Raw genomic sequence first — 20,196 nt, forward strand, 5'->3', positions numbered from 1 at the left:
ATCAACGCGGTGTCGAGCTAGTCAACACGCTGTCGAAATCATCAACCGTGTGTAAAGTAGCGGGGGTGACAGCAGCCGGCCAGACGCGCGCCCTGCGCGGCCGCCGTTCGATGCGCCCTTCGGGTGACGACCGTGAGCAGGCCATCCTCGCGACCGCCGAGCGGCTGCTCGAGGAGCGTTCACTCGCCGACATTTCGGTCGACGACCTCGCCAAAGGTGCCGGCATCTCGCGCCCGACGTTCTACTTCTATTTCAAGTCGAAAGAGGCCGTGCTGCTGTCGCTGCTCGAGCCGGTGATCGCGCGGGCCGACGCCGAGTTCGACGGCGCCGTGATGCGGCTGCCGAAGGATCCGCGCCGGGTATGGCGCAACGGCATCAAGGCGTTCTTCACCGAATTCTCCACCCACCGGGCCGTCGCGCGGACCGCCACGGAGGCAATGGCGACCAGCGCGGAGCTGCGGGCGTTGTGGTCGGGATTCATGCAGAAATGGATCGATCAGACCGCCGCCATGATCACCGCCGAGCGAGAGCGCGGTGCCGCGCCGAACACCATCCCCGCCGCCGACTTGGCGACGTCGCTGAACCAGATGAACGAACGCACCATGATGGCGGCACTGTCCGCCGAGACACCGGCCGTCCAAGCGGAGCGGGTCGTCGACACCCTCACCCACATCTGGCTCAGCAGCATCTACGGCGAATCCGGCTAGCTGTCACCGCCGCGTGCGAACATATGTTCGTGCGGTGTGATGCGTCCATCCTGCACGCCGACCTGGACTCGTTCTACGCGTCGGTGGAACAGCGTGACGACCCGACGCTGCGCGGTCGCCCGGTGATCGTGGGCGGCGGCGTCGTACTGGCCGCCAGCTACGAGGCCAAGGCCTACGGCGTACGCACCGCGATGGGCGGCCAGCAGGCCCGGCGCCTATGTCCCGACGCCGTCGTGGTGCCGCCGCGCATGTCGGCGTATTCACGGGCCAGTGATGCGGTCTTCGAGGTGTTCCGCGATGCCACACCCATCGTCGAGCCGCTGTCGGTGGACGAGGCATTCCTCGACGTGGGCGGCCTGCGCCGGGTCTCGGGCACGCCGGTCGAGATCGCCGAACGGCTGCGGTGCGACGTGCGGGAGCGGGTCGGCCTGCCGATCACCGTCGGCATCGCCCGCACCAAATTCTTGGCCAAGGTCGCCAGCCAGGAGGCCAAGCCGGATGGGCTGCTGCTGGTGCAGCCCGATCGTGAGCTGGCGTTCCTGCGGCCGTTGCCGGTGCGCCGATTGTGGGGCGTGGGCGCGGTGACCGCAGACAAGTTGCACGGCTACGGCATCACGACGGTCGCCGATGTCGCCGAGCTCAGCGAGTCGACGCTGGCCTCGCTGCTGGGTGCGGGGATGGGCCGCCAGCTGTATGCGCTGTCGCGCAATATCGACCGGCGCCGGGTCCACACCGGGGTGCGACGCCGGTCCGTCGGTGCCCAGCGCGCGTTGGGCCGCGCCGGAAATCCAATGTCGCCCAACGAGGTCGATGCGGTCGTGGTCAACCTGATCGACCGCATCACCGCCAGGATGCGCGCAGCCGGTCGCACGGGCCGCACCGTGGTGCTGCGCCTGCGGTTCGACGACTTCACCCGGGCGACCCGGTCCCATACGATGCCGGGGGCGACGGCGTCGACGCAGCCGATCCTGGCCGTCGCCCGGGGTCTGGTCGCCTCCGCCGCACCCGCGATCGCCCAGCGCGGCTTGACGCTGGTCGGTTTCGCGGTGTCGGGCATCGACCGCAGTGGGGCCCAGCAGCTGATGCTGCCGTTGTATGAAAACTCGCTCGCGGTCGACGCCGCGGTAGACCAGGTCCGTGAGCGCTTCGGCAAATCCGCTCTCACCCGCGGGGTGTTGATTGGACGAGATGCGGGTATAGAGATGCCGCTACTACCGGACTGACTGAGTTGCCCCTGCTTTACCAATGTGGTTACAGCCCAAGCTGTTTCGATGATATGAGCTTTGTTTGAGATGACGCGCGCGCCGGGCGGGCACCGACGGCTCGCTTGTAAGCTGGCCAAAACCGACCCCCGGAAAGTGAGTGCCTGAACACATGCCGCCGGACAACACCCGCGACAGTGGCCTGCCTCGCGAAGGTCTCCTGCTCGGCTACAGCGCGGTACTCGCGTTGTCGGCGGGCTTCGTCAACGCGGTAGCTCTGCTGATATTGGCGTTGCCGGTCGGCAACCTCACCGCGATCACCACCCAGCTAGGCATGAACACCGCCAATCCATGGCTCTACGAGGGCCATGTGCTTGCCGCGATCCTGTTCGGCTTCCTGGCGGGCGCGACGATGGCCGGCGCGGTTCTCGCACCCACCCAGGCGCTGGCGGGCCCGCGCCATGCCGTGGTGTTGTTCACCGAGGCGGCGCTGCTCGTCCTGGCCGCCGCGGGCGTGGAGGAAACCTTCGTCAAGGCGCAGATCGAATCGCTCGGCGTCGAGCTGACCGCCGTCCAGGCGATGTTCGCCGCCGCGGCGCTCGGCCTGCAGAACGGCATGACCTCGAGCTTCCGCGGGATGTCGATCCGCACCACCCACTTCACCGGGACCGTGACCGACCTCGGGCTGATGCTCGGGCGCGCCCGGCAAGACGGGATCAAGAAGTGGAAGGCCGCGATCCTGGTGACGACCCTGCTGCTGTTTCTCGGCGGCGGCATCGCGGGGATCCTGTTCGGTGCTCACCTCGGTGGATACTCGCTGCTGATACCTGCCGCCACGTGCGCAATCGTGGCTGGCGCCAACGTGCTGCACAGCCGCGGCAACAGTGGCGAATCCATTACCGAGGCGGCGGAAGCGGTGCGGGCCTAACCGCTCAGCTGGAGCCTGTCCACGCCAGCAGCTTGTCGGCCGGCCAGGTGTTCACGATCCGGTCGACCGGAACGCCGGCGTCCAGGGCGCGTTGCGCGCCGTACCCCAGGAAGTCCAGCTGGCCGGGGGCGTGCGCATCGGTGTCGATGCTGAACACGCAGCCGATCTCCAGCGCCAGATTGAGCAGCCGGGTCGGCGGGTCGCGGCGTTCGGGGCGAGAGTTGATCTCCACCGCGGTGCCGTGGTCGCGACAGGCGGTGAAGACCTGCTCGGCGTCGAACTTCGATTCCGGCCGGATGCCCCGGTTGCCGGAAACCAGCCGGCCCGTGCAGTGGCCCAGCACATCGGCGTAGCCGTCGGAGACCGCACGCACCATCCGGCGCGTCATCGCCGCCGAATCCATCGACAACTTGGAGTGCACGCTGGCCACGACGACGTCGAGGCGTTCCAACAGCTCGGGCTCCTGATCCAGGCTGCCGTCCTCGAGGATGTCGACCTCGATACCGGTGAGGATGCGCATCGACGCGAACGTGTCCCGCAGGCCGTCGATCACGTCGAGCTGTTTGCGCAACCGCTCCGGCGACAGGCCGTTGGCGATCGTCAGCCGCGGCGAGTGATCGGTCAACGCGCAGTATTCATGCCCCAGCGCCGCCGCGGTTGCCATCATCTCCTCGATCGGCGCCGAGCCGTCCGACCAGTTCGAGTGCAGGTGCAAGTCCCCGCGCAGCGCGCCGCGCACCTCGCCTCCACCAAGATCTGTTGCTTCCGAACGCAATTCGACAAGCGCGTCGGGCTCACGGCCGGCCCAGGCCTGGGCGATGACCTTTGCGGTCTTGGGTCCGATGCCCGGCAGCGTCTGCCAGCTGTTGGCCTGCCCGTGCCGCTCCCGCTCGGCCTCGTCCAAACCCTCGACGATGTCGGCGGCATTGCGATATGCCATCACGCGTTTGGGGTCCTGCCGGCTCCGGTCCTTGTAATACGCGATCTGTCGCAGCGCGGTCACCGGATCCATGACTCCAGTGTTACAGCAGCTGCCCGCAGACGAACCCGGCCAGGATCACGCCGAAGCCGCCGATCTCGCCGACGATCAGCATGGCCATCGCCACCCGGGTCCCTCGCACCGGCTTCTCGAATTGGTTGACCGTGTCTCGCCGCGCACCATGGACGACGTAGGCGGCGATCGCCGCGACGAAGAAGAACACCACCACCATCGCCGCGACCAGGTTGACCCAGGAGGCCCAGGCACTGAGCCCGACGAAGACCGCGAGCAGCAGCGTCGCGAATGAGTAGAGCAACGCCGCGCGGTGAGCGATGTCGACGTAGATGTGCGCCTGATGGTCCTCCGACGTCATGATCTGGCGGTACTTCCAGACGCCGAGAACGAGTGCGAGCAAAAAGATCAGGCCGGCGAACAGCAGGGTGATCTTGGTGTCGATCCCGAGGGCAGTACTCATCGCGCGCATGAGTTTAGTTGCGCTTCATAAATTTCGACTAGCGTCGATGGCATGCGATTCGCGTTCAAAACCTCACCGCAGAACACCACCTGGGCCGGCATGCTCTCCGTCTGGCAGGCCGCCGACGATATCGACGTCTTCGAGTCCGGGTGGACCTTCGACCACTTCTACCCGATCTTTTCCGACAGCACCGGCCCGTGCCTGGAGGGCTGGACCACGCTGACCGCGCTAGCGCAGGCCACCCGGCGGCTGCGGCTGGGCACCCTGGTCACCGGCATCCACTACCGCCACCCCGCGGTCCTGGCGAATATGGCCGCCGCCCTCGACGTCATCTCCGACGGACGGCTCGAACTCGGGATCGGCGCCGGCTGGAACGAGGAGGAGTCCGGCGCCTACGGCATCGAACTCGGCAGCATCAGGGAACGGTTCGACCGGTTCGAGGAAGCCTGTCAGGTGCTGATCAGTCTGCTCAGCGAGCAGACCACCAACTTCGACGGCAAGTACTACCAGCTCAAGGACGCGCGCAACGAACCCAAGGGTCCGCAGCGCCCGCACCCGCCCATCTGCATCGGCGGCAGCGGCGAGAAGCGCACGCTGCCGCTGACCGCGCGCTACGCCCAGCACTGGAATTTCGCCGGCGGGACGCCCGAGGAGTTCGCCCGCAAGCGCGACGTCCTGGCGGCGCGCTGCGCGGACATCGGGCGCGACCCGAAGGAGATCACCATGTCGGCGCACGTTCGCCTCGGTGAGGACCTCAACTACGCACAGGTCATCGAGACCGCCGCCGGGCTGGGGGCCGAGGGACTCGACCTGGGAATCGTCTACCTACCACCCCCGCACGACCCGGCCGTCCTGGAGCCGTTGGCCGAGGCCATCCGGGGTTCCGGCCTGCTGGACGGATGATTTTCCAGGCACGTCCGCCGCTTAGGACACCTCCCGTGCCGACCGCAGCGTCTTGGCAGGTCTGCCCGGTAGCTCCGGGAGATCGTCGGTGTCCAGTTGGTCGTAGCGGCCCGAGGCCACCAGGCGCGTAAGCGTTTTGAGGTGTTCGGCCGCCCCGGTGACGCAAAATGCGTGGCTTCCGCACCATCGACAACCGCCGTCCTTGGCTCCGATCAAACGAGGTTGACCGCATCGAGAAATCGCCGGGCGATATCTCGGTCGCCGTCGATGTCGACCAGTTCGGACCACGGTAAGCGCTGCGTGGACCACGCAAGGAAGTCGTCGGCCGTCGATGTCACAGTAGCGACGGGTCGCGCGTCGGCGTCGTCCGTTTCGCTGACCCGCAGCGCGCCCTCCCCGGGTTCGACCAATATGCGGCGCTCGCCGGGGCCGGTGAGGCGCAGGCTGATCGGAGCGAGGAGATGGTCCGTCAAATCGGGCTGCATCTGCGAGAGCCCTCCGATGAGCCAGGCCACTGCCGGAGACAACCGCGTCTCGTCCAGTGCCGGAGCGTCCACGTCGACCGGCCCGCGCGGGGCGAGGACGTCGTAGCGCAGATGCGTCGTCATGTCGAAGGTGAACATGTCGGTGACCGCGTGCAGGGGGTAGACCCCCAGGTCCAGCAGGGGTATCGCCGTGGACGCGACCGGCTCTAGTTGCAGCGGCGTGAAAGTCGCAATGGCGGAGTCGAGTTGGTCCCGCAGGACCGCCAGGACGTGCTCGGAGCTCCAGTCTCGTCGGCTCGCAACGGCCTGATCGTTGAGCCGCTCGATGCCCAATGGCGGAACGTCGGCGCCCCCGATGGCGAGCTGCAGGAACTCCAGCAGCGAACCGAGGTGGATGAACACATCCTTGACCGTCCATCCCACTGCGGCGCTGGCTAGATTCCACTGCTCCGCGGTGAGCGCTTCGGCCACGTCGAACAGGTCGGCGCCCGCCGCGCGCATCCCCCGAATACCACCGTCGCTCACGGGCGCTCGTTAAGCACCGCGCCGATGAACTCCCGCGGCTTCTCCATCGCCAGGAAGTGGCCGGCGTGCGCGACGGTGTGCACCGACGCCGAGGGAATGGCCGCGGCGGTGTTGGCGCGGTCTGCTTCGCGCGACCAGTCGCCGTCGCTGTAGAGCAACGTCACGGGAGCAGTGATGGACGCATAACGATCCCGGGCGGCGATCAATGTAGGCAGGTTGCGGTAAATCGCACGCGCGACGCCCGCATACCCTGGCCGGCTCCCCACCCGTACGAGTTCGTCGAGGAACGGCTCCGGCAGTTGCGCCGGGTCGGCGTATCCGCCGCGCATGATGCCCTTGAGGATCGCCCTGTTTTCCAAAGCTGCGAAGACCGGACCCACCAGCGGGGCACGTACCGAGGACACGATGACGCCCGCCAGCAGGTTGGCCCGCTGCACGCCCTGGGGATAGTCGTAGGTGTTGGAGGCGACCACGCGGACCACCCGCTGACCCAGTTCCACCGATGCGGTCAGCGCGATCGCCGCCCCGATCGACTCTCCCACCAGGGTCAGGTCCGTCAGCTCCAGCCCGCGGACGAATTCGACCACGGCGCGCTGCAGGTCGTCGTGATCGTAGGTGGCCCCCTTCCGGATGTCCGACCAACCCATGCCCGGGAAGTCCAGGGCATGGACGCGATGGCGTTCCGCGAGTGGCGCGATCACGCGCTGGAAGTAATCCAACTGAGTGCGGACCGTGTGCAACAGCAGCAGCGGAGGTCCCTCGCCGACGGCGACGTAGCGCAACCGAGTCCCGTCCGGCCGGGTAAACCACCGGGCCCGTCCCGTCGTCCAGGTGCGCAGATACGTTTCGGCGGGGTCTGTCGTCCGCAAGGCCATGGCGCGAGTATATGACCAGTCGTCTTGCTTGGCCACACGACCGGTCGTCTTGGCCGCGGACCACCTCCGGCCTATTGTGTGAGACGTGGGCAGACCGAGCCTCAAGGACCAGCTCGTGGAGCGGACGCTTAGCGTGTGGCTGGCCCGCGGGTTTGCGGGCGCGAGCGTAAACGACCTGGTCGCGGCGGCCGATGTACCCAAAGGATCCTTCTACAACCACTTCCCGAGCAAAGAAGACTTCGCGATAGCGCATGTCGACCGGTACGTCGGCACCCTGGGCCTCGACGGACTGGCAGACAGCGATGTCTCGGCGCTGACGGCCGTCCGTCGCCACTTCGAGCGCCTGGTCGCCCGCCGCGACCCGGCGGATCAGTCAGGCTGTCTACTCGGCACGTTCAGTACCGGCATCTCTCCCGAATACCCCAGGCTGGCCGCCGCGGTCCGGGCCGGCTTCGATCGATGGATCGACGCACTGGCCGCCACGCTCGGCCGCGCCCGGGCCAGCGGCGAAATCTCCGCCGACCGTCACCCCGCGGACGTCGCGGCCGCCCTGATCGACGCCTTTCAGGGTGCGCTAGTGCGCCGCCGGGTCTACGGCCACTCGCAGCCGCTCGATCTGTTCTTCGAGACGACATTCGGGGCTCTTACCGGCACTGGCTGACCGAACACCCGACGAGCAAACGCGACGCGCGCCGGCACGGGCGGGACCAATAAGAACAACGTGCGGTTACACCCCGAACAGCAACAACTCCTGGGCAGTTACCAGGCGCTCTTGCTTAGCGGGAAACTCGCGACTTTTCACCGGGTGACGAAACCATGACCAGGCCATTCGCCCCACCCGCGAACTAGGTACTGGGTTCACATGCACAGTGACCACTCCTGCGATCGATCTGTTTAGCCGTGGCCCCGTTGTGACGAAGCGCACAAGTCGTTATTAGACACCCACGCGCTGGCAAACTGCGGGAGACTCGCCGAACAAACATTCGCGTGTTTCTGATGTGACTGGTGTGACTACTGAAGCGGTGCGGCCGTCGGCTTGATCGGCGTGGGAAGGGCGGTTGACCCCATCAAATACCGGTCCACACCCGCCGCGGCGGCCCTGCCCTCGGCGATCGCCCAGACGATCAGCGACTGGCCTCGGCCCATGTCTCCGGCAACGTAAACGCCGGGCACCGAGGTCTCGTAATCGGCGCCTCGCGCGACGTTGCCGCGCTCGGTGAACTTCACGTCGAGGTCGGTGAGCAGACCCGCCTTCTCCGGGCCGACGAAGCCCATCGCCAGGAACACCACGTCCGCTTCGAGCTCGAAATCCGAGCCCTCGACCTTGACGAACTTGCCGTCCTGCATCTGCACCTCGTGGACCTTGAGCGCGCTCACGTGCCCGTCCTTGCCGACGAACTCCTCGGTGTTGACCGAGAACACCCGCTCGCCGCCCTCTTCGTGGGCAGATGAGACCCGGTACATCAGCGGGTAGGTCGGCCACGGCGTCGACTCGGCGCGCGCCTCCGGCGGCCGCGGCATGATCTCGAACTGGTGCACGCTGGCCGCGCCCTGCCGGTGCGCGGTGCCCAGGCAGTCGGCTCCGGTGTCGCCGCCGCCGATGATGACCACCTTCTTGCCTTTGGCGGTGATCGGCGGCTGCCCGTCGGGACCCAGTACGTCGTCGCCCTCCTGCACGCGGTTACCCCACGGCAGGTATTCCATCGCCTGATGGATGCCGGCTAGTTCCCGCCCCGGGATCGGCAGGTCACGCCAGGCGGTGGCACCGCCGGCCAGCACCACCGCGTCGAAGTCGGCGAGCAGCTGCTGCGCGGTGGTGTCGACTCCGACATTGACGCCGGCCCGGAATTCGGTTCCCTCGGCGCGCATTTGGTCCAGCCGGCGGTCGAGGACGCGCTTCTCCATCTTGAATTCCGGAATGCCGTAGCGCAGCAACCCGCCGATGCGGTCGGCCCGCTCGAAGACGGTGACGCTGTGTCCCGCGCGGGTGAGCTGCTGGGCGGCGGCCAAACCGGCCGGGCCCGAACCGATTACGGCAACGGTCTTTCCGGTCAGCTGGGTCGGCGGCTTCGGCTCGACGAGACCCTGGTCGAAGGCGTGGTCGATGATCTCCAGCTCGATCTGCTTGATCGTGACCGGGTCCTGGTTGATGCCCAGCACACACGCCGGCTCGCACGGCGCCGGACAGAGCCGGCCGGTGAAGTCGGGGAAGTTGTTGGTCGCGTGCAGCCGCTCGATCGCTTCGCGCCACCGGCCCCTGCGCACCAGGTCATTCCACTCCGGTATCAGGTTGCCCAGCGGACAACCGTTGTGGCAGAAGGGAATACCGCAGTCCATGCAACGGGTCGCCTGCTCGCGCAGAGTGTCGTCGTTGAATTCCTGGTAGACCTCGTTCCAGTCCTTCAACCGCAGCGGGACCGGCCGGCGTTGCGGCAGCTCCCGATGGGTGTACTTGAGAAAGCCAGTGGGATCAGCCATGCGCCGCCGCCATAATCGCCTTGTCGACATCGACGCCGTCGCGCTCCGCTTGGGCGATCGCCTGCAATACCTTCTTGTAGTCCCGGGGCATCACCTTGGCGAAATGCCGTTGCTGGGAATGCCAGTCGGCCAGAACCCGCTGGCCGACCGCGGAATCCGTCGCATCGACATGTGCCTGGATGATTCCGCGCAGGAACTCGACGTCATCGGAGTCGACACTCTCCAGGTCCACCATCTCGGTGTTCAGGTTCTGCGGCAGTTGCTCGCCGGGGTCGTAGACGTAGGCCACACCGCCGGACATACCGGCCGCGAAGTTACGCCCGGTGTGGCCGAGAATCACCACCCGGCCGCCGGTCATGTACTCGCAACCGTGATCGCCTACGCCTTCGACCACGGCGTGGGCCCCGGAGTTACGCACCGCGAACCGCTCGCCGACCACGCCACGCAGGAAGGCCTCGCCGCTGGTGGCGCCGAACAGGATCACGTTGCCGCCGATGATGTTCTCCTCGGCGACGTAGTCCACCGGCGCGTTGTCCGATGGCCGCACCACGATCCGGCCCCCAGACAGACCCTTGCCCACGTAGTCGTTGGCGTCGCCGTACACCCGCAAGGTGATGCCCTTGGGCACAAAGGCACCGAAGCTGTTGCCCGCGGAGCCGTCGAAGGTGATGTCGATCGTTCCATCCGGCAAGCCCTGACCGCCATAGGCTTTCGTCAGCTCGTGGCCGAGCATCGTGCCCACCGTGCGGTTGACGTTGCTGATGGTGGTGGAGAACCGGACTGGTTTACCCGAATCCAGCGCCTCGCGGCTCATCACGATCAACTGCTGATCCAGCGCCTTGTCCAGGCCGTGGTCCTGACGCGAGCTGCAGTACAGATCCTGGTTCATGAACGCGGACTCCGGCTCGTGCAGCACCGGGGCAAGATCCAGCTTGTGCGCCTTCCAGTGCGCCCGCGCCAGCGTGGTGTCCAGCGACCCCACTTGGCCGACGGCCTCGTTGAAGGTGCGGAAGCCCAACTGCGCCATGTACTCCCGGACTTCCTCGGCGATGAACATGAAGAAGTTCTCGACGAACTCCGGCTTGCCGGTGAAGCGATCCCGCAGCACCGGGTTCTGGGTCGCCACACCGACCGGGCAGGTGTCGAGGTGGCAGACCCGCATCATGATGCAGCCCGCGACGACCAGCGGGGCGGTGGCGAAGCCGAACTCCTCGGCACCCAACAGTGCGCCGATCATCACGTCGCGGCCGGTCTTGAGCTGTCCGTCCACCTGGACGACGATCCGGTCACGTAACCCGTTGAGCAGCAAGGTCTGCTGCGTCTCGGCCAGCCCCAGCTCCCATGGGGCACCCGCGTGCTTCTGCGAGGTGAGCGGCGTGGCACCGGTGCCGCCGTCGTGGCCGGAGATCAGCACCACGTCGGCGTGCGCCTTGGACACACCCGCGGCGACCGTGCCGACGCCGTTCTCGGAGACCAGTTTGACGTGAACGCGCGCCGCCGGGTTGGAGTTCTTCAGGTCGTGGATCAACTGCGCGAGATCCTCGATCGAGTAGATGTCGTGGTGCGGCGGCGGTGAGATCAGACCAACGCCGGGCGTCGAGTGCCGGACCTCTGCCACCCACGGGTACACCTTGTGCCCTGGAAGTTGGCCGCCCTCACCGGGTTTGGCGCCCTGGGCCATCTTGATCTGGATGTCGGTGCAGTTGGTCAGGTAGTGCGACGTGACGCCGAACCGCGCCGAGGCGACCTGCTTGATCGCGCTGCGGCGCCAGTCCCCGTTGGAATCGGGATCGAAACGCTTGACGTCCTCGCCACCCTCACCGCTGTTGGATCGCCCACCGAGGCGGTTCATCGCGATGGCGAGCGTCTCGTGCGCCTCGGCGGAGATCGAGCCGTAGCTCATCGCTCCGGTCGAGAACCGTTTGACGATCTCGCTGGCGGGCTCGACCTCGTCCAGCGGAACCGGGGGTCGCACGTCGCCGCGGAACTTCAGCAGGCCGCGCAACGACGCCATCCGCTCGCTCTGATCGTCGACCAGGCGGGTGTAGTCCTTGAAGATCTTGTACTGGCCGGTGCGGGTGGCGTGCTGCAGCTTGAACACGGTCTCCGGGTTGAACAGGTGATACTCGCCCTCGCGGCGCCACTGGTAGTCCCCACCCACCTCGAGCTCGCGGTGCGCGCGCTCGTCGGGCCGGTCCAGATAGGCCAGATCGTGGCGCACGGCGACGTCGGTGGCGACGTCATCCAGCGTGATGCCGCCGGTCGGGCAGACCAGCCCGGTGAAGTACTCGTCGAGCACGTCCTCGGAGATCCCGATAGCCTGGAACAGCTGGGCGCCGGTGTAGGAGGCCAGCGTCGAAATGCCCATCTTGGACATAACTTTCAGCACGCCCTTGCCGGCGGCCTTCACGTAGTTGTTCAGCGCCTTGTCGCGATCAATCCCGTCGATCACGCCGCGGTCGAGCATGTCCTCGATCGATTCGAACGCGAGGTACGGGTTGACCGCGGCCGCGCCGCAACCGATCAGCATCGCCATGTGGTGCACCTCGCGGGCATCACCGGATTCGACCACCAGTCCCACATGGGTGCGGGTCCGATCGCGCACCAGGTGGTGGTGAACTCCGGCGACGGCGAGCAGCGACGGTATCGGTGCCATCTTCTCGTTGGAGTCGCGGTCGGACAGGATGATCACCCGGGCGCCGTCGGCGATCGCGGCCGACGCCTGTGCACGCACCTCTTCGAGCGCGGCTGCCAGCCCGGCGCCACCTTCGGCGACCGGGTACAGACAGCGAATCACCTTCGAGCACATGCCATGTGGGCGCCCGTTGACGGCGTCGTCGGGATTCAGGTTGATCAGCTTGGCCAGCTCATGGTTACGCAGAATCGGCTGTCGCAGCATGATCTGGTGACACGAGTATTCGTCCGGGCTGAGCAGGTCGCGCTCCCCGCCGGTGGTGCCCTGCAAACTGGTCACCACCTCCTCGCGGATGGCGTCCAGCGGCGGGTTGGTCACCTGAGCGAACAGTTGGTGGAAATAGTCGTAGAGCATCCGCGGACGCTGCGAGAGCACCGCGACCGGCGTGTCGGTGCCCATCGACCCGATCGGCTCGGCGCCGGTGCGCACCATCGGCGCCACCAGCAGGTTGAGCTCCTCATAGGTGTAACCAAAGGCCAACTGCCGCATGACAAGTCGATCGTGTGCCATCCGCACGTACTTGCCCTGCGGCAACGACTCGAGCGGTACCAGGTTCTTGTCGAGCCACTCCTGGTACGGATGCTCGGCGGCCAGCTCGGCCTTGATCTCCTCGTCGGAGACGATGCGGCCCTGGGTGGTGTCCACCAGGAACATCCGGCCCGGCTGCAGGCGCATCCGCTGCACCACCGTCGACGGGTCCAGGTCCAGGACACCCGCCTCGGAGGCCATCACCACCAAACCGTCTTCGGTGACCCAAATACGGGATGGGCGAAGGCCATTGCGGTCCAGCACGGCGCCCACGATGGTGCCGTCGGTAAACGTCATTGATGCCGGGCCGTCCCACGGTTCCATCAGCGATGCGTGGTACTCGTAGAAGGCGCGGCGCGCCGGGTCCATCGTCTCGTTGCGCTCCCACGCCTCCGGAATCATCATCAGCACCGCGTGCGGCAGGCTGCGCCCGCCCAGGTGCAACAATTCCAGCGCCTCGTCGAAGCGCGCCGTGTCGGAGGCGCCCGGAGTGCAGATCGGGAACAACTTCTCCAGGTCGTCGACCGAACCGAAGATGTCGGTCTTGATCAGCGCCTCACGGGCGCGCATCCAGTTCTCGTTGCCGGTGACGGTGTTGATCTCACCGTTGTGGGCGATCCGCCGGAAGGGATGGGCCAGCGGCCAGGACGGGAAGGTGTTGGTCGAGAAGCGGGAGTGCACGATGCCCAGCGCGCTGGTCATCCGATCGTCTTGCAGGTCAAGGTAAAACGCCTTGAGCTGCGGGGTGGTCAGCATGCCCTTGTAGACCATTGTCTGGCCGGAAAGGCTTGGGAAATATACGGTTTCGCGTCCGGGCCCGTCTTGGCCCGGGCCCTTGGTACCGAGTTCGTGCTCGGCACGCTTGCGCACGACGTAGCAACGGCGTTCCAGCGTCATGTCGGAAGCGCCGGTCATGAACACCTGACGGAAGGTGGGCATGGCATCGCGGGACAGCGCACCCAGCGACGAATCGTCGGTGGGCACGTTGCGCCAACCCAGGACCGTCAGGCCCTCGGATTCGGCGATCTTCTCGACGGCGGCACATGCGGCCGCGGCATCCTTGGACGACTGCGGCAGGAACGCGATACCGGTGGCATAACTGCCCGCGGCGGGCAGCTCGAAGTCCACGACTTCGCGCAGAAACGCGTCGGGGACCTGAATCAGGATGCCCGCGCCGTCACCGCTGCGCGGCTCGGCGCCCTGGGCGCCACGATGCTCGAGATTGACCAGTGCGGTGATCGCCTTGTCGACGATGTCGCGGCTCCGTCGGCCGTGCATGTCGACGACCATGGCAACCCCGCACGAATCGTGCTCGAACGCGGGGTTATACAACCCAACGCGCGTGGGCGTCATATGCACCTGCCTCTTCACCAGAACCTGCTGCGCGACCGTTTTCAGTGGCTCCGACGGGGGCTGCACCCGGAGGTTGCGAGCCGACCCCTTCGGTCTTGTCGATAGGCTGTCTCCCAGGCGGAAAATGATCCGATGGGGGAATCGTCCGTGCGGCGCTGAACGGTGGCGTGTACCCGGTCTCGACAAGTCGTAAAACGATATGACAAAAACCGCCTGACATGCCAACTTGGCCGAGTCTACCCGGCAGGTAGCGGCAACGTAAATTCGCTGCGGGCGGCGATCGATGACCCGGGGAAATACGCTTCGACCGCCGACAATCCACGCGCGACAGCGCAGACCCGAAACGGGCGGCGGCCGGACCGATCGCCTCGTCGGGTTTGCTGTGACGCCGGCCTGCGGACGGCATCGGGATGGCGGTGATCACAGTGGGCCCGCGCATCCGCGCGACCGATACCGATAAGACGTGGCAGCCATGCCCCCCATGACGCGCGCCGGGATGGCCGCGGGCACCCCAGCCGTCACACCGGCACCGTATTAGGGCCTGTGCGAGTTTGCGCGATACAAATGGGAGCGCGCGGGGAGATACTGGGCCGAACGGGCCGGGTCGCCCTTGCCGGCCGGCCAGCGCGCCATGATCGATCGCCCGGCACCGAGGAGCCCATGAACGAGCGCGACGAATTCCTGCGGGACCGTCTGCAGCCCGCTCGGCCCAGCACGCCCGCCGCTTCCCCTCCCCAGGCGCGACCTGCTGGGCCACCCGCGCGGCCGGTTCCCCCTCCCGCGCCCGTCATCCCGGCGCCCGACGCCGCGCTGGTGCCCACCGGCGGACCCGAACTGCCCGACACCGGGTGGCGACGCATCCTGCGGCTGCTCACCTTTGGCCTCGTCAAGCTGGGCCCGTCGCCCGCACAACGCGAAGAAGCCCGATTCGAAGCCACCATCCGCACCGGCTTTCGCGGCAAGCACAAGGTCGGCGTCGTGGGTAAGGGCGGCGTCGGAAAGACCTCCGTCGCCGCCAGTGTCGGGTCGCTGTTCGCCGAGCTGCGTCGCGGGCAAGACCACGTGGTGGCGATCGACGCCGATACCGCTTTCGGCCGGTTGAGCAGCCGGATCGATCCGCAGTCGACGAGTTCGTTCTGGGAGTTGACCGCCGACAAGAACCTCGAGACCTTTGCCGATGTCGCCGGGCGGGTGGGCCGCAACGCGGTGGGCCTGCATGTGCTCGCCGGCGAACCGGCGTCCGGTCCCCGCCGGGTGCTCGATCCCGCGATCTACCGGGAGGCCGCGTCGCGGCTGGATCGCCACTTCACGATCTCGGTCATCGACTGCGGCTCGACGATGGATTCACCCGTCACCCAGGAAGTGCTGCGCGACCTGGACGCGCTCATCGTGGTGTCCTCGCCGTGGGCCGACGGGGCATCCGCGGCCGCCCGGACCATGGAATGGCTGTCGGATCAGGGCATGACGGAGTTGCTGCACAGCACGGTCGTGGTGCTCAACGACTCCGACGGGCACGCCGACAAACGCACCCGGGCGCTGCTGGCCCGCGAGTTCGTCGACCATGGACAGCCGGTGGTCGAGGTCCCCTACGACCCTCACCTGCGACCCGGCGGCGTCATCGACGTGATGCACGAGATGGGCCGCCCCACCCGGCGCAAGTTGCTGGAGGCCACCGCGCTGATCGCCGGGTTCTTCGGGGCTAGCTAGCCCCGACCGTGCGGGCTGACCCGTCCGCTCAGCTGGCCGCGATGCGCGCCGACGGATCGGCAACCGCCTCGATCTTGCTGACGAGCGGGCCGCGCAGGGTCAGCACGATGGCGGCGAAAAGCCGGCGCTCGGCGAACGCGAGCACGACCGGTTGCCCGGCGGGACCACTGACCAGGGTGACGCCCGGCCCCAGATAGCGCATCAGGTTGGTGGCCACCGCATGCGGGCCGTGGTTGATCTGCGGCGACGGCGCCGGGTCGGCAAGGACGGTGCCCACACCCCAGACGGTCGGGTCCAGCACAGCGGTCAGCGCGGCGATGTCGCCGTTGGCGCAGGCGGTGATGAATTTGTCCGTCACCAACTGGTGCTCGGCGGGTGCTACTTCACTCGTCTTGGGTTGTGCCGCAGTGAATTTCGAGCGTGCACGCCGCGCCAGTTGACGACAGGTGCCGACCGGGCGGCCCACCGTTTCAGCGATCGTCTCGAACGGGACACCGAACACGTCGTGCAGCACGAACGCGACCCGTTCACCCGGGCTGAGCCGTCGCAAGACCTCCATCAACGCGGCGCGGACCTCGTCGTCGAGGGTGACCCGGTCCGCCGGATTCAGGCTCCGCGACTCGGCGACTTCGGCGCCGGAGTCGCCATGGCCGGGATCGCTCAACCGCTCGTAGCGGGTTCGCGCCGAGCGGACCTGGTCGAGGCAGAGCCGGCTCGTGACGACGGTGAGCCAGCCCCGGATGTCCTCGACTTCCTCGGGCCCGGTCCGCGCCAACCGCAGAAAGGCCTCTTGCGCAACATCTTCGGCGTCTCCGACGTCACCGAGGATTTGATAGCCCAGATTGACCAGGTAGGGGCGGTGACGACGCCAAGCATCGGCAAGCTGCTCCGTTGGCGGTTGCGACTGATTCATGAAACATCGACGATCTGGTCCCGGAAAAAGTTACGTGTACCGACTGTAACTTTCCCGCCTCCGCGTCCGTCGTTGATGAAGATCGTCGACTTTCAGGAGGAACACCATGACCATCGTCGTAACCGGAGCGACCGGCAACGTCGGACGCCCCCTCGTTGCCGAGCTCGTCGCCGCGGGCGCACGGGTGCGCGCCATCACCCGCACCCCGAATCGCGCCGCGTTTCCCTCCCCCGTCGAGGTGCTCGACTCGGTGCGCGACGCGCTGCCGGGAGCATCGGCGGTGTTCTTGAACTCGCGTGCCCTCGGTGAAAGTCTCGCCGACGTCGTGGCCGAATGCCGAAGCGCAGGAGTCGCCAAACTGGTTGCGCTGTCGGCGATCAACGCCGATGACGACTTCTCACGGCAGCCATCGCGCTGTCGCGGCGACCGCAACCGCGAGGTCGAGCGGCTGGCCGTCGACTCGGGCCTGGCATGGGTAAGCCTGCGGCCCGCCGTCTTCGCGACGAACTTCGCCGGGATGTGGGCCGCACAGATTCGCGCCGGCGATGTGGTGGCCGGTCCGTATGCCGCGGCGTCGACCGCTCCGATCGTCGAGAGCGACATCGCGGCCGTCGCGGCGCGCGCACTGCTCGGCGAGGAATTGGTCGGTCAACGGGTTCCCTTAACCGGTCCCCACGCGCTGACGAACGCAGAACTGGTGGCGATTATCGGCACGGTGCTGGGGCGCCGGCTGCAGTACCGCGAAATTCCGGTGCAGGCGGTGCGGCAGCGCTTCATCGAGTTGGGTTTTGGTGCCGAGTTCGGCGACGCGTATACGGCCATGCTCGCCGAAACGCTGGACCATCCGGCGCTCGTCACGCACGACGCCGAGAAAATCCTCGGCCGGGCGCCACAGTCCTTCGCGCAGTGGGTGTCCGAGCACCAAGACCTGTACACGAGCTAGGTCCCAGATAAGGAGATTCCGACATGTCCGAACCACAGCCGCCGCGCTACCTCAAGCCGATGAACAAGGTGATGATGGCGGTGCAGAAACTGGGGATACCGACCGGCCCGGCCATGGTGCTCACCGTGCCGGGCCGCAAGTCCGGCCAACCGCGCAGCACCCCGATGACACCGTTTGAATTCCAGGGCGGCCTCTACGTCGTCGCGGGCTACCCGGGCGCGGACTGGGCGGCGAACGCCCGCGCCGCCGGTACCGGCACCCTGAGCCGAGGCCGACGAACCCGGGAGGTCCGGATCGTCGAGCTGACGGCCGAACAGGCGCGTCCGGTGCTGCGGGAGTTTCCGAAGAGGGTGCCGGTCGGGGTGTCGTTCGCCAAACGTTCGGGAATGGTGCGCGACGGGACGTCCGACGAATTCGAGGCGTTAGCGGGCCGGCTCAGCGTCTTTCGCTTCGACCCGGCCGTTTCAACGTAGCGTCCTGAAACGCAAGACAGCGCGAGAACCGTGGCTGGTTCTCGCGCTGTCTGTTCGCTGGTCCGGGCTATCCGAGTGGGGCGCTCCAAAGATGGAGCCGCTCAAGTGTTTCCACTTCGGTCCGAACGTTGTTCAACTGCGGACGCGTCTCAGGAAGCCGGAGTCAGGCCGATTTGGCCGTCTCGCGTACCGGGTATCCATTGCGCTCGGCCAGCGACCGCAATTGGTTCAGGGCAAACGCGCGCGGGCGGCCCGACTCGGGAATCACGACACCGGCCCACAGGCCCTCGGCACCCGCTGACTCGACAGCATCGCGGGCACACAGCCACCGGCGCGGGCAAGCCCGGCACAGGGCCTTGGCCTCGGCATCGGGGGCGGTCGTCCAGCGGTCCGGGTCCTGGGTGCACGCGCCCAACGGGATGTTGTACAGAGTTGTTGCGGTCATCGCTACGTTCCTCCAGAAAGCGTTGCAGTTCTGCGTCCTATGACTAGAAAGGGTATAGCACTAACCGTCGCGATGCAACAGTTTGGTGCTGTGTTTTCAGTTCGAGCCGGTATGCAGGCGCTACGGCCATATCTCACGCGCCGCAGGCTTCACCTCGCTGAACTGGTGGGAAACTGCGGCGAAACGGTGCCCCAATGGTGGAGCCGAGCAGGTCATACGCCAAAAAGCGCCGCCGCCACGAACGGCGTCGGGCGCGCCGGACAACAAACTGTAGCGGTGATGCGTTTACACCACGGTTACCCCGCGGCGCTGTGTGCAGGCTTGTTCCGTAACAATTTGGCGCTGAACTGTAGCGGCGCGATAGAATTTGACGGGTGCAGCAGTTAGACTCCTGATGGCGGGCACCCGCCGCCAGGCAAATAGTGAGCGAGGAATCACCGACGATGTCCAGCGCCGCCTCAACCGCCCGACCAGCTCTGCTGGTGGTGCACAGCGGCGACACATCACACGCGATCGAGCCCGACCGGGGCGTGGTGACCATCGGCCGCGAACCTCAGGCCGGCGTACAGATCGATGATCCACAGATCTCGCAGGAGCACTTGCGAGCCGAAGCCGCCAATGGGGAGTGGCGCATCGTCGACAGCAGCCCGAGCGGCATGTTCGTCGACGGACTACGACAGACCTCCGTGACGATCACCGACAAGACGATCGTCCGGTTCGGGGACCCCACCGCGGGGAAAGTCCTGACGTTTGAAGTCGTCAGGCCGCCGAAATCCGTTGACCAGCAAGGGGTTAACGATTCCGATGAGCAGGGGGACAACATCGCGCCAATCGATCTGGATCCGGGCGTGGTTCGCGCCGGAGCCGCCGCTGCCGCTCGCCGTCGCGAACTCGACATCAGCCAGCGCAGCCTCGCGTCGGATGGGATCATCAACGCGGGCGCGCTGATTGCTTTCGAGAAGGGCCGCAGTTGGCCGCGCGAACGGACCCGCGCGAAGCTCGAGGAAGTCCTGCAGTGGCCTGCCGGAACCATCGATCGGATCCGCCATGGGGAGCCGGTCGCGGCGGACGACACCGCCCCGCAAGCCGCACCGGCCGACGGTCCGGCGACGGTCGACAGCCCCGAGGCTCACGGCGCAGCGTCGCTGATCGCCCAGGCGGTCGTCGCCGCCGTGGACGGGTGCAGTCTGGCCATCTCGGCGTTACCACCGGCCGAGGACCCCGAGTTCACCGAGCGCTCGGCCCCTATCCTCGCCGATCTGCGGCAGCTCGAGGCGATCGCCGTGCGGGCCACCAGGATCAGCCAAATTACCCCGGAATTGATAAAGGCGCTGAGTGCGGTTCGCCGGCACCGCGACGAATTGATGACGCTCGGGGCGAACGCTCCGGATGCCCCGCTGGCGCAACGCTTGTATGCGGCCCGGCGCCGGGCTAACCTCTCGACGCTGGAAATTGCGCAAGCCGCCGGCGTCGACGAAGAAATGATTGTGCGCGCCGAGGACGAGGAGCCTTTGCCCGCGCACGTAACGGCCGCGATCGAAACTTTGATAGGCCATATCAACTGATTTTCGTGGGTCGCCGG

At 66.8% G+C, this 20,196-nt stretch carries 17 protein-coding genes; 9 read left to right on the top strand and 8 right to left on the bottom strand.

The features are described from left to right. Positions 1-65 precede the first annotated feature (65 nt). From MAAFP003_RS26940 to MAAFP003_RS26950, 3 genes are all read left to right on the top strand, one after another. On the top strand, positions 66-707 hold the full coding sequence (locus MAAFP003_RS26940) for a TetR/AcrR family transcriptional regulator (protein WP_096290637.1): 642 nt from the start codon (positions 66-68) through the stop codon (positions 705-707). A gap of 23 nt (positions 708-730) precedes the next feature. After that, on the top strand, positions 731-1,930 hold the full coding sequence (gene dinB, locus MAAFP003_RS26945; RefSeq protein WP_096290638.1) for a DNA polymerase IV: 1,200 nt from the start codon (positions 731-733) through the stop codon (positions 1,928-1,930). 151 nt (positions 1,931-2,081) lie between these two features. Next, a complete protein-coding gene (locus MAAFP003_RS26950; RefSeq protein WP_096290639.1) occupies positions 2,082-2,837 on the top strand; it encodes a YoaK family protein in 756 nt (251 codons plus the stop codon). A 4-nt stretch (positions 2,838-2,841) separates the two neighbouring features. Here the strand turns inward: MAAFP003_RS26950 and MAAFP003_RS26955 are convergent, their stop codons facing one another. Both MAAFP003_RS26955 and MAAFP003_RS26960 read right to left on the bottom strand, forming a co-directional pair. Further along, entirely contained in the window at positions 2,842-3,849 is a 1,008-nt protein-coding gene (locus MAAFP003_RS26955) for a PHP domain-containing protein (protein ID WP_096290640.1), read from the bottom strand. 10 nt (positions 3,850-3,859) lie between these two features. After that, positions 3,860-4,291, bottom strand: coding sequence for a hypothetical protein (locus tag MAAFP003_RS26960; RefSeq protein ID WP_096291450.1), 432 nt, complete (start codon positions 4,289-4,291; stop codon positions 3,860-3,862). 51 nt (positions 4,292-4,342) lie between these two features. Here MAAFP003_RS26960 and MAAFP003_RS26965 point away from each other — a divergent pair, with 51 nt between their 5' ends. Continuing rightward, complete coding sequence (locus MAAFP003_RS26965; RefSeq protein ID WP_096290641.1) at positions 4,343-5,194, top strand: LLM class F420-dependent oxidoreductase; 852 nt, start codon at positions 4,343-4,345, stop codon at positions 5,192-5,194. Between the two features lie 212 nt (positions 5,195-5,406). On the opposite strand, the gene MAAFP003_RS26970 is transcribed toward MAAFP003_RS26965, so the two are convergent. Then, a complete protein-coding gene (locus MAAFP003_RS26970) occupies positions 5,407-6,204 on the bottom strand; it encodes a maleylpyruvate isomerase N-terminal domain-containing protein (protein ID WP_096290642.1) in 798 nt (265 codons plus the stop codon). Continuing rightward, positions 6,201-7,079 carry an alpha/beta fold hydrolase gene (locus MAAFP003_RS26975; protein ID WP_096290643.1) on the bottom strand — a complete coding sequence of 293 codons (879 nt, stop codon included), beginning with the start codon at positions 7,077-7,079 and terminating at the stop codon, positions 6,201-6,203. The genes MAAFP003_RS26970 and MAAFP003_RS26975 overlap by 4 nt, the downstream gene beginning before the upstream one ends. An 85-nt stretch (positions 7,080-7,164) precedes the next feature. Between MAAFP003_RS26975 and MAAFP003_RS26980 the strand changes: the two genes are divergently transcribed. Further along, the gene (locus MAAFP003_RS26980; protein WP_096290644.1) at positions 7,165-7,740 is read left to right on the top strand and encodes a TetR/AcrR family transcriptional regulator; all 576 of its coding nucleotides are present in this window, start codon (positions 7,165-7,167) and stop codon (positions 7,738-7,740) included. A gap of 350 nt (positions 7,741-8,090) precedes the next feature. Here MAAFP003_RS26980 and MAAFP003_RS26985 read toward each other — a convergent pair whose 3' ends face one another. Further along, positions 8,091-9,557 carry a glutamate synthase subunit beta gene (locus MAAFP003_RS26985; protein WP_096290645.1) on the bottom strand — a complete coding sequence of 489 codons (1,467 nt, stop codon included), beginning with the start codon at positions 9,555-9,557 and terminating at the stop codon, positions 8,091-8,093. Further along, entirely contained in the window at positions 9,550-14,133 is a 4,584-nt protein-coding gene (gene gltB, locus MAAFP003_RS26990; RefSeq protein ID WP_096291452.1) for a glutamate synthase large subunit, read from the bottom strand. Before gltB ends, MAAFP003_RS26985 begins: the two co-directional genes overlap by 8 nt. A gap of 660 nt (positions 14,134-14,793) precedes the next feature. Here gltB and MAAFP003_RS26995 point away from each other — a divergent pair. After that, positions 14,794-15,840, top strand: a complete 1,047-nt coding sequence (locus tag MAAFP003_RS26995) for a MinD/ParA family ATP-binding protein (RefSeq protein WP_096290646.1) — start codon at positions 14,794-14,796, stop codon at positions 15,838-15,840. Positions 15,841-15,868: 28 nt separating this feature from the next. Here the strand turns inward: MAAFP003_RS26995 and sigI are convergent, their stop codons facing one another. Beyond that, entirely contained in the window at positions 15,869-16,753 is an 885-nt protein-coding gene (gene sigI / locus MAAFP003_RS27000; RefSeq protein ID WP_096290647.1) for an RNA polymerase sigma factor SigI, read from the bottom strand. 106 nt (positions 16,754-16,859) lie between these two features. Here sigI and MAAFP003_RS27005 point away from each other — a divergent pair, with 106 nt between their 5' ends. Continuing rightward, positions 16,860-17,696: an NAD(P)H-binding protein gene (locus MAAFP003_RS27005; protein WP_096290648.1), complete on the top strand. Its 837-nt coding sequence runs from the start codon at positions 16,860-16,862 to the stop codon at positions 17,694-17,696. Between the two features lie 23 nt (positions 17,697-17,719). Then, complete coding sequence (locus MAAFP003_RS27010; RefSeq protein ID WP_096290649.1) at positions 17,720-18,169, top strand: nitroreductase family deazaflavin-dependent oxidoreductase; 450 nt, start codon at positions 17,720-17,722, stop codon at positions 18,167-18,169. 163 nt (positions 18,170-18,332) lie between these two features. Here the strand turns inward: MAAFP003_RS27010 and MAAFP003_RS27015 are convergent, their stop codons facing one another. Further along, positions 18,333-18,614 (bottom strand): WhiB family transcriptional regulator, encoded by a 282-nt coding sequence (locus MAAFP003_RS27015; protein ID WP_096290650.1) that lies wholly within the window; start codon positions 18,612-18,614, stop codon positions 18,333-18,335. A gap of 443 nt (positions 18,615-19,057) precedes the next feature. On the opposite strand from MAAFP003_RS27015, the gene espM reads away from it, so the two are divergent. Next, positions 19,058-20,179: an ESX-1 type VII secretion system transcriptional regulator EspM gene (gene espM, locus MAAFP003_RS27020; protein ID WP_096290651.1), complete on the top strand. Its 1,122-nt coding sequence runs from the start codon at positions 19,058-19,060 to the stop codon at positions 20,177-20,179. The last annotated feature ends 17 nt before the right edge of the window (positions 20,180-20,196 follow it).

The organism is Mycobacterium ahvazicum (assembly GCF_900176255.2).
Lineage (GTDB): Bacteria > Actinomycetota > Actinomycetes > Mycobacteriales > Mycobacteriaceae > Mycobacterium > Mycobacterium ahvazicum.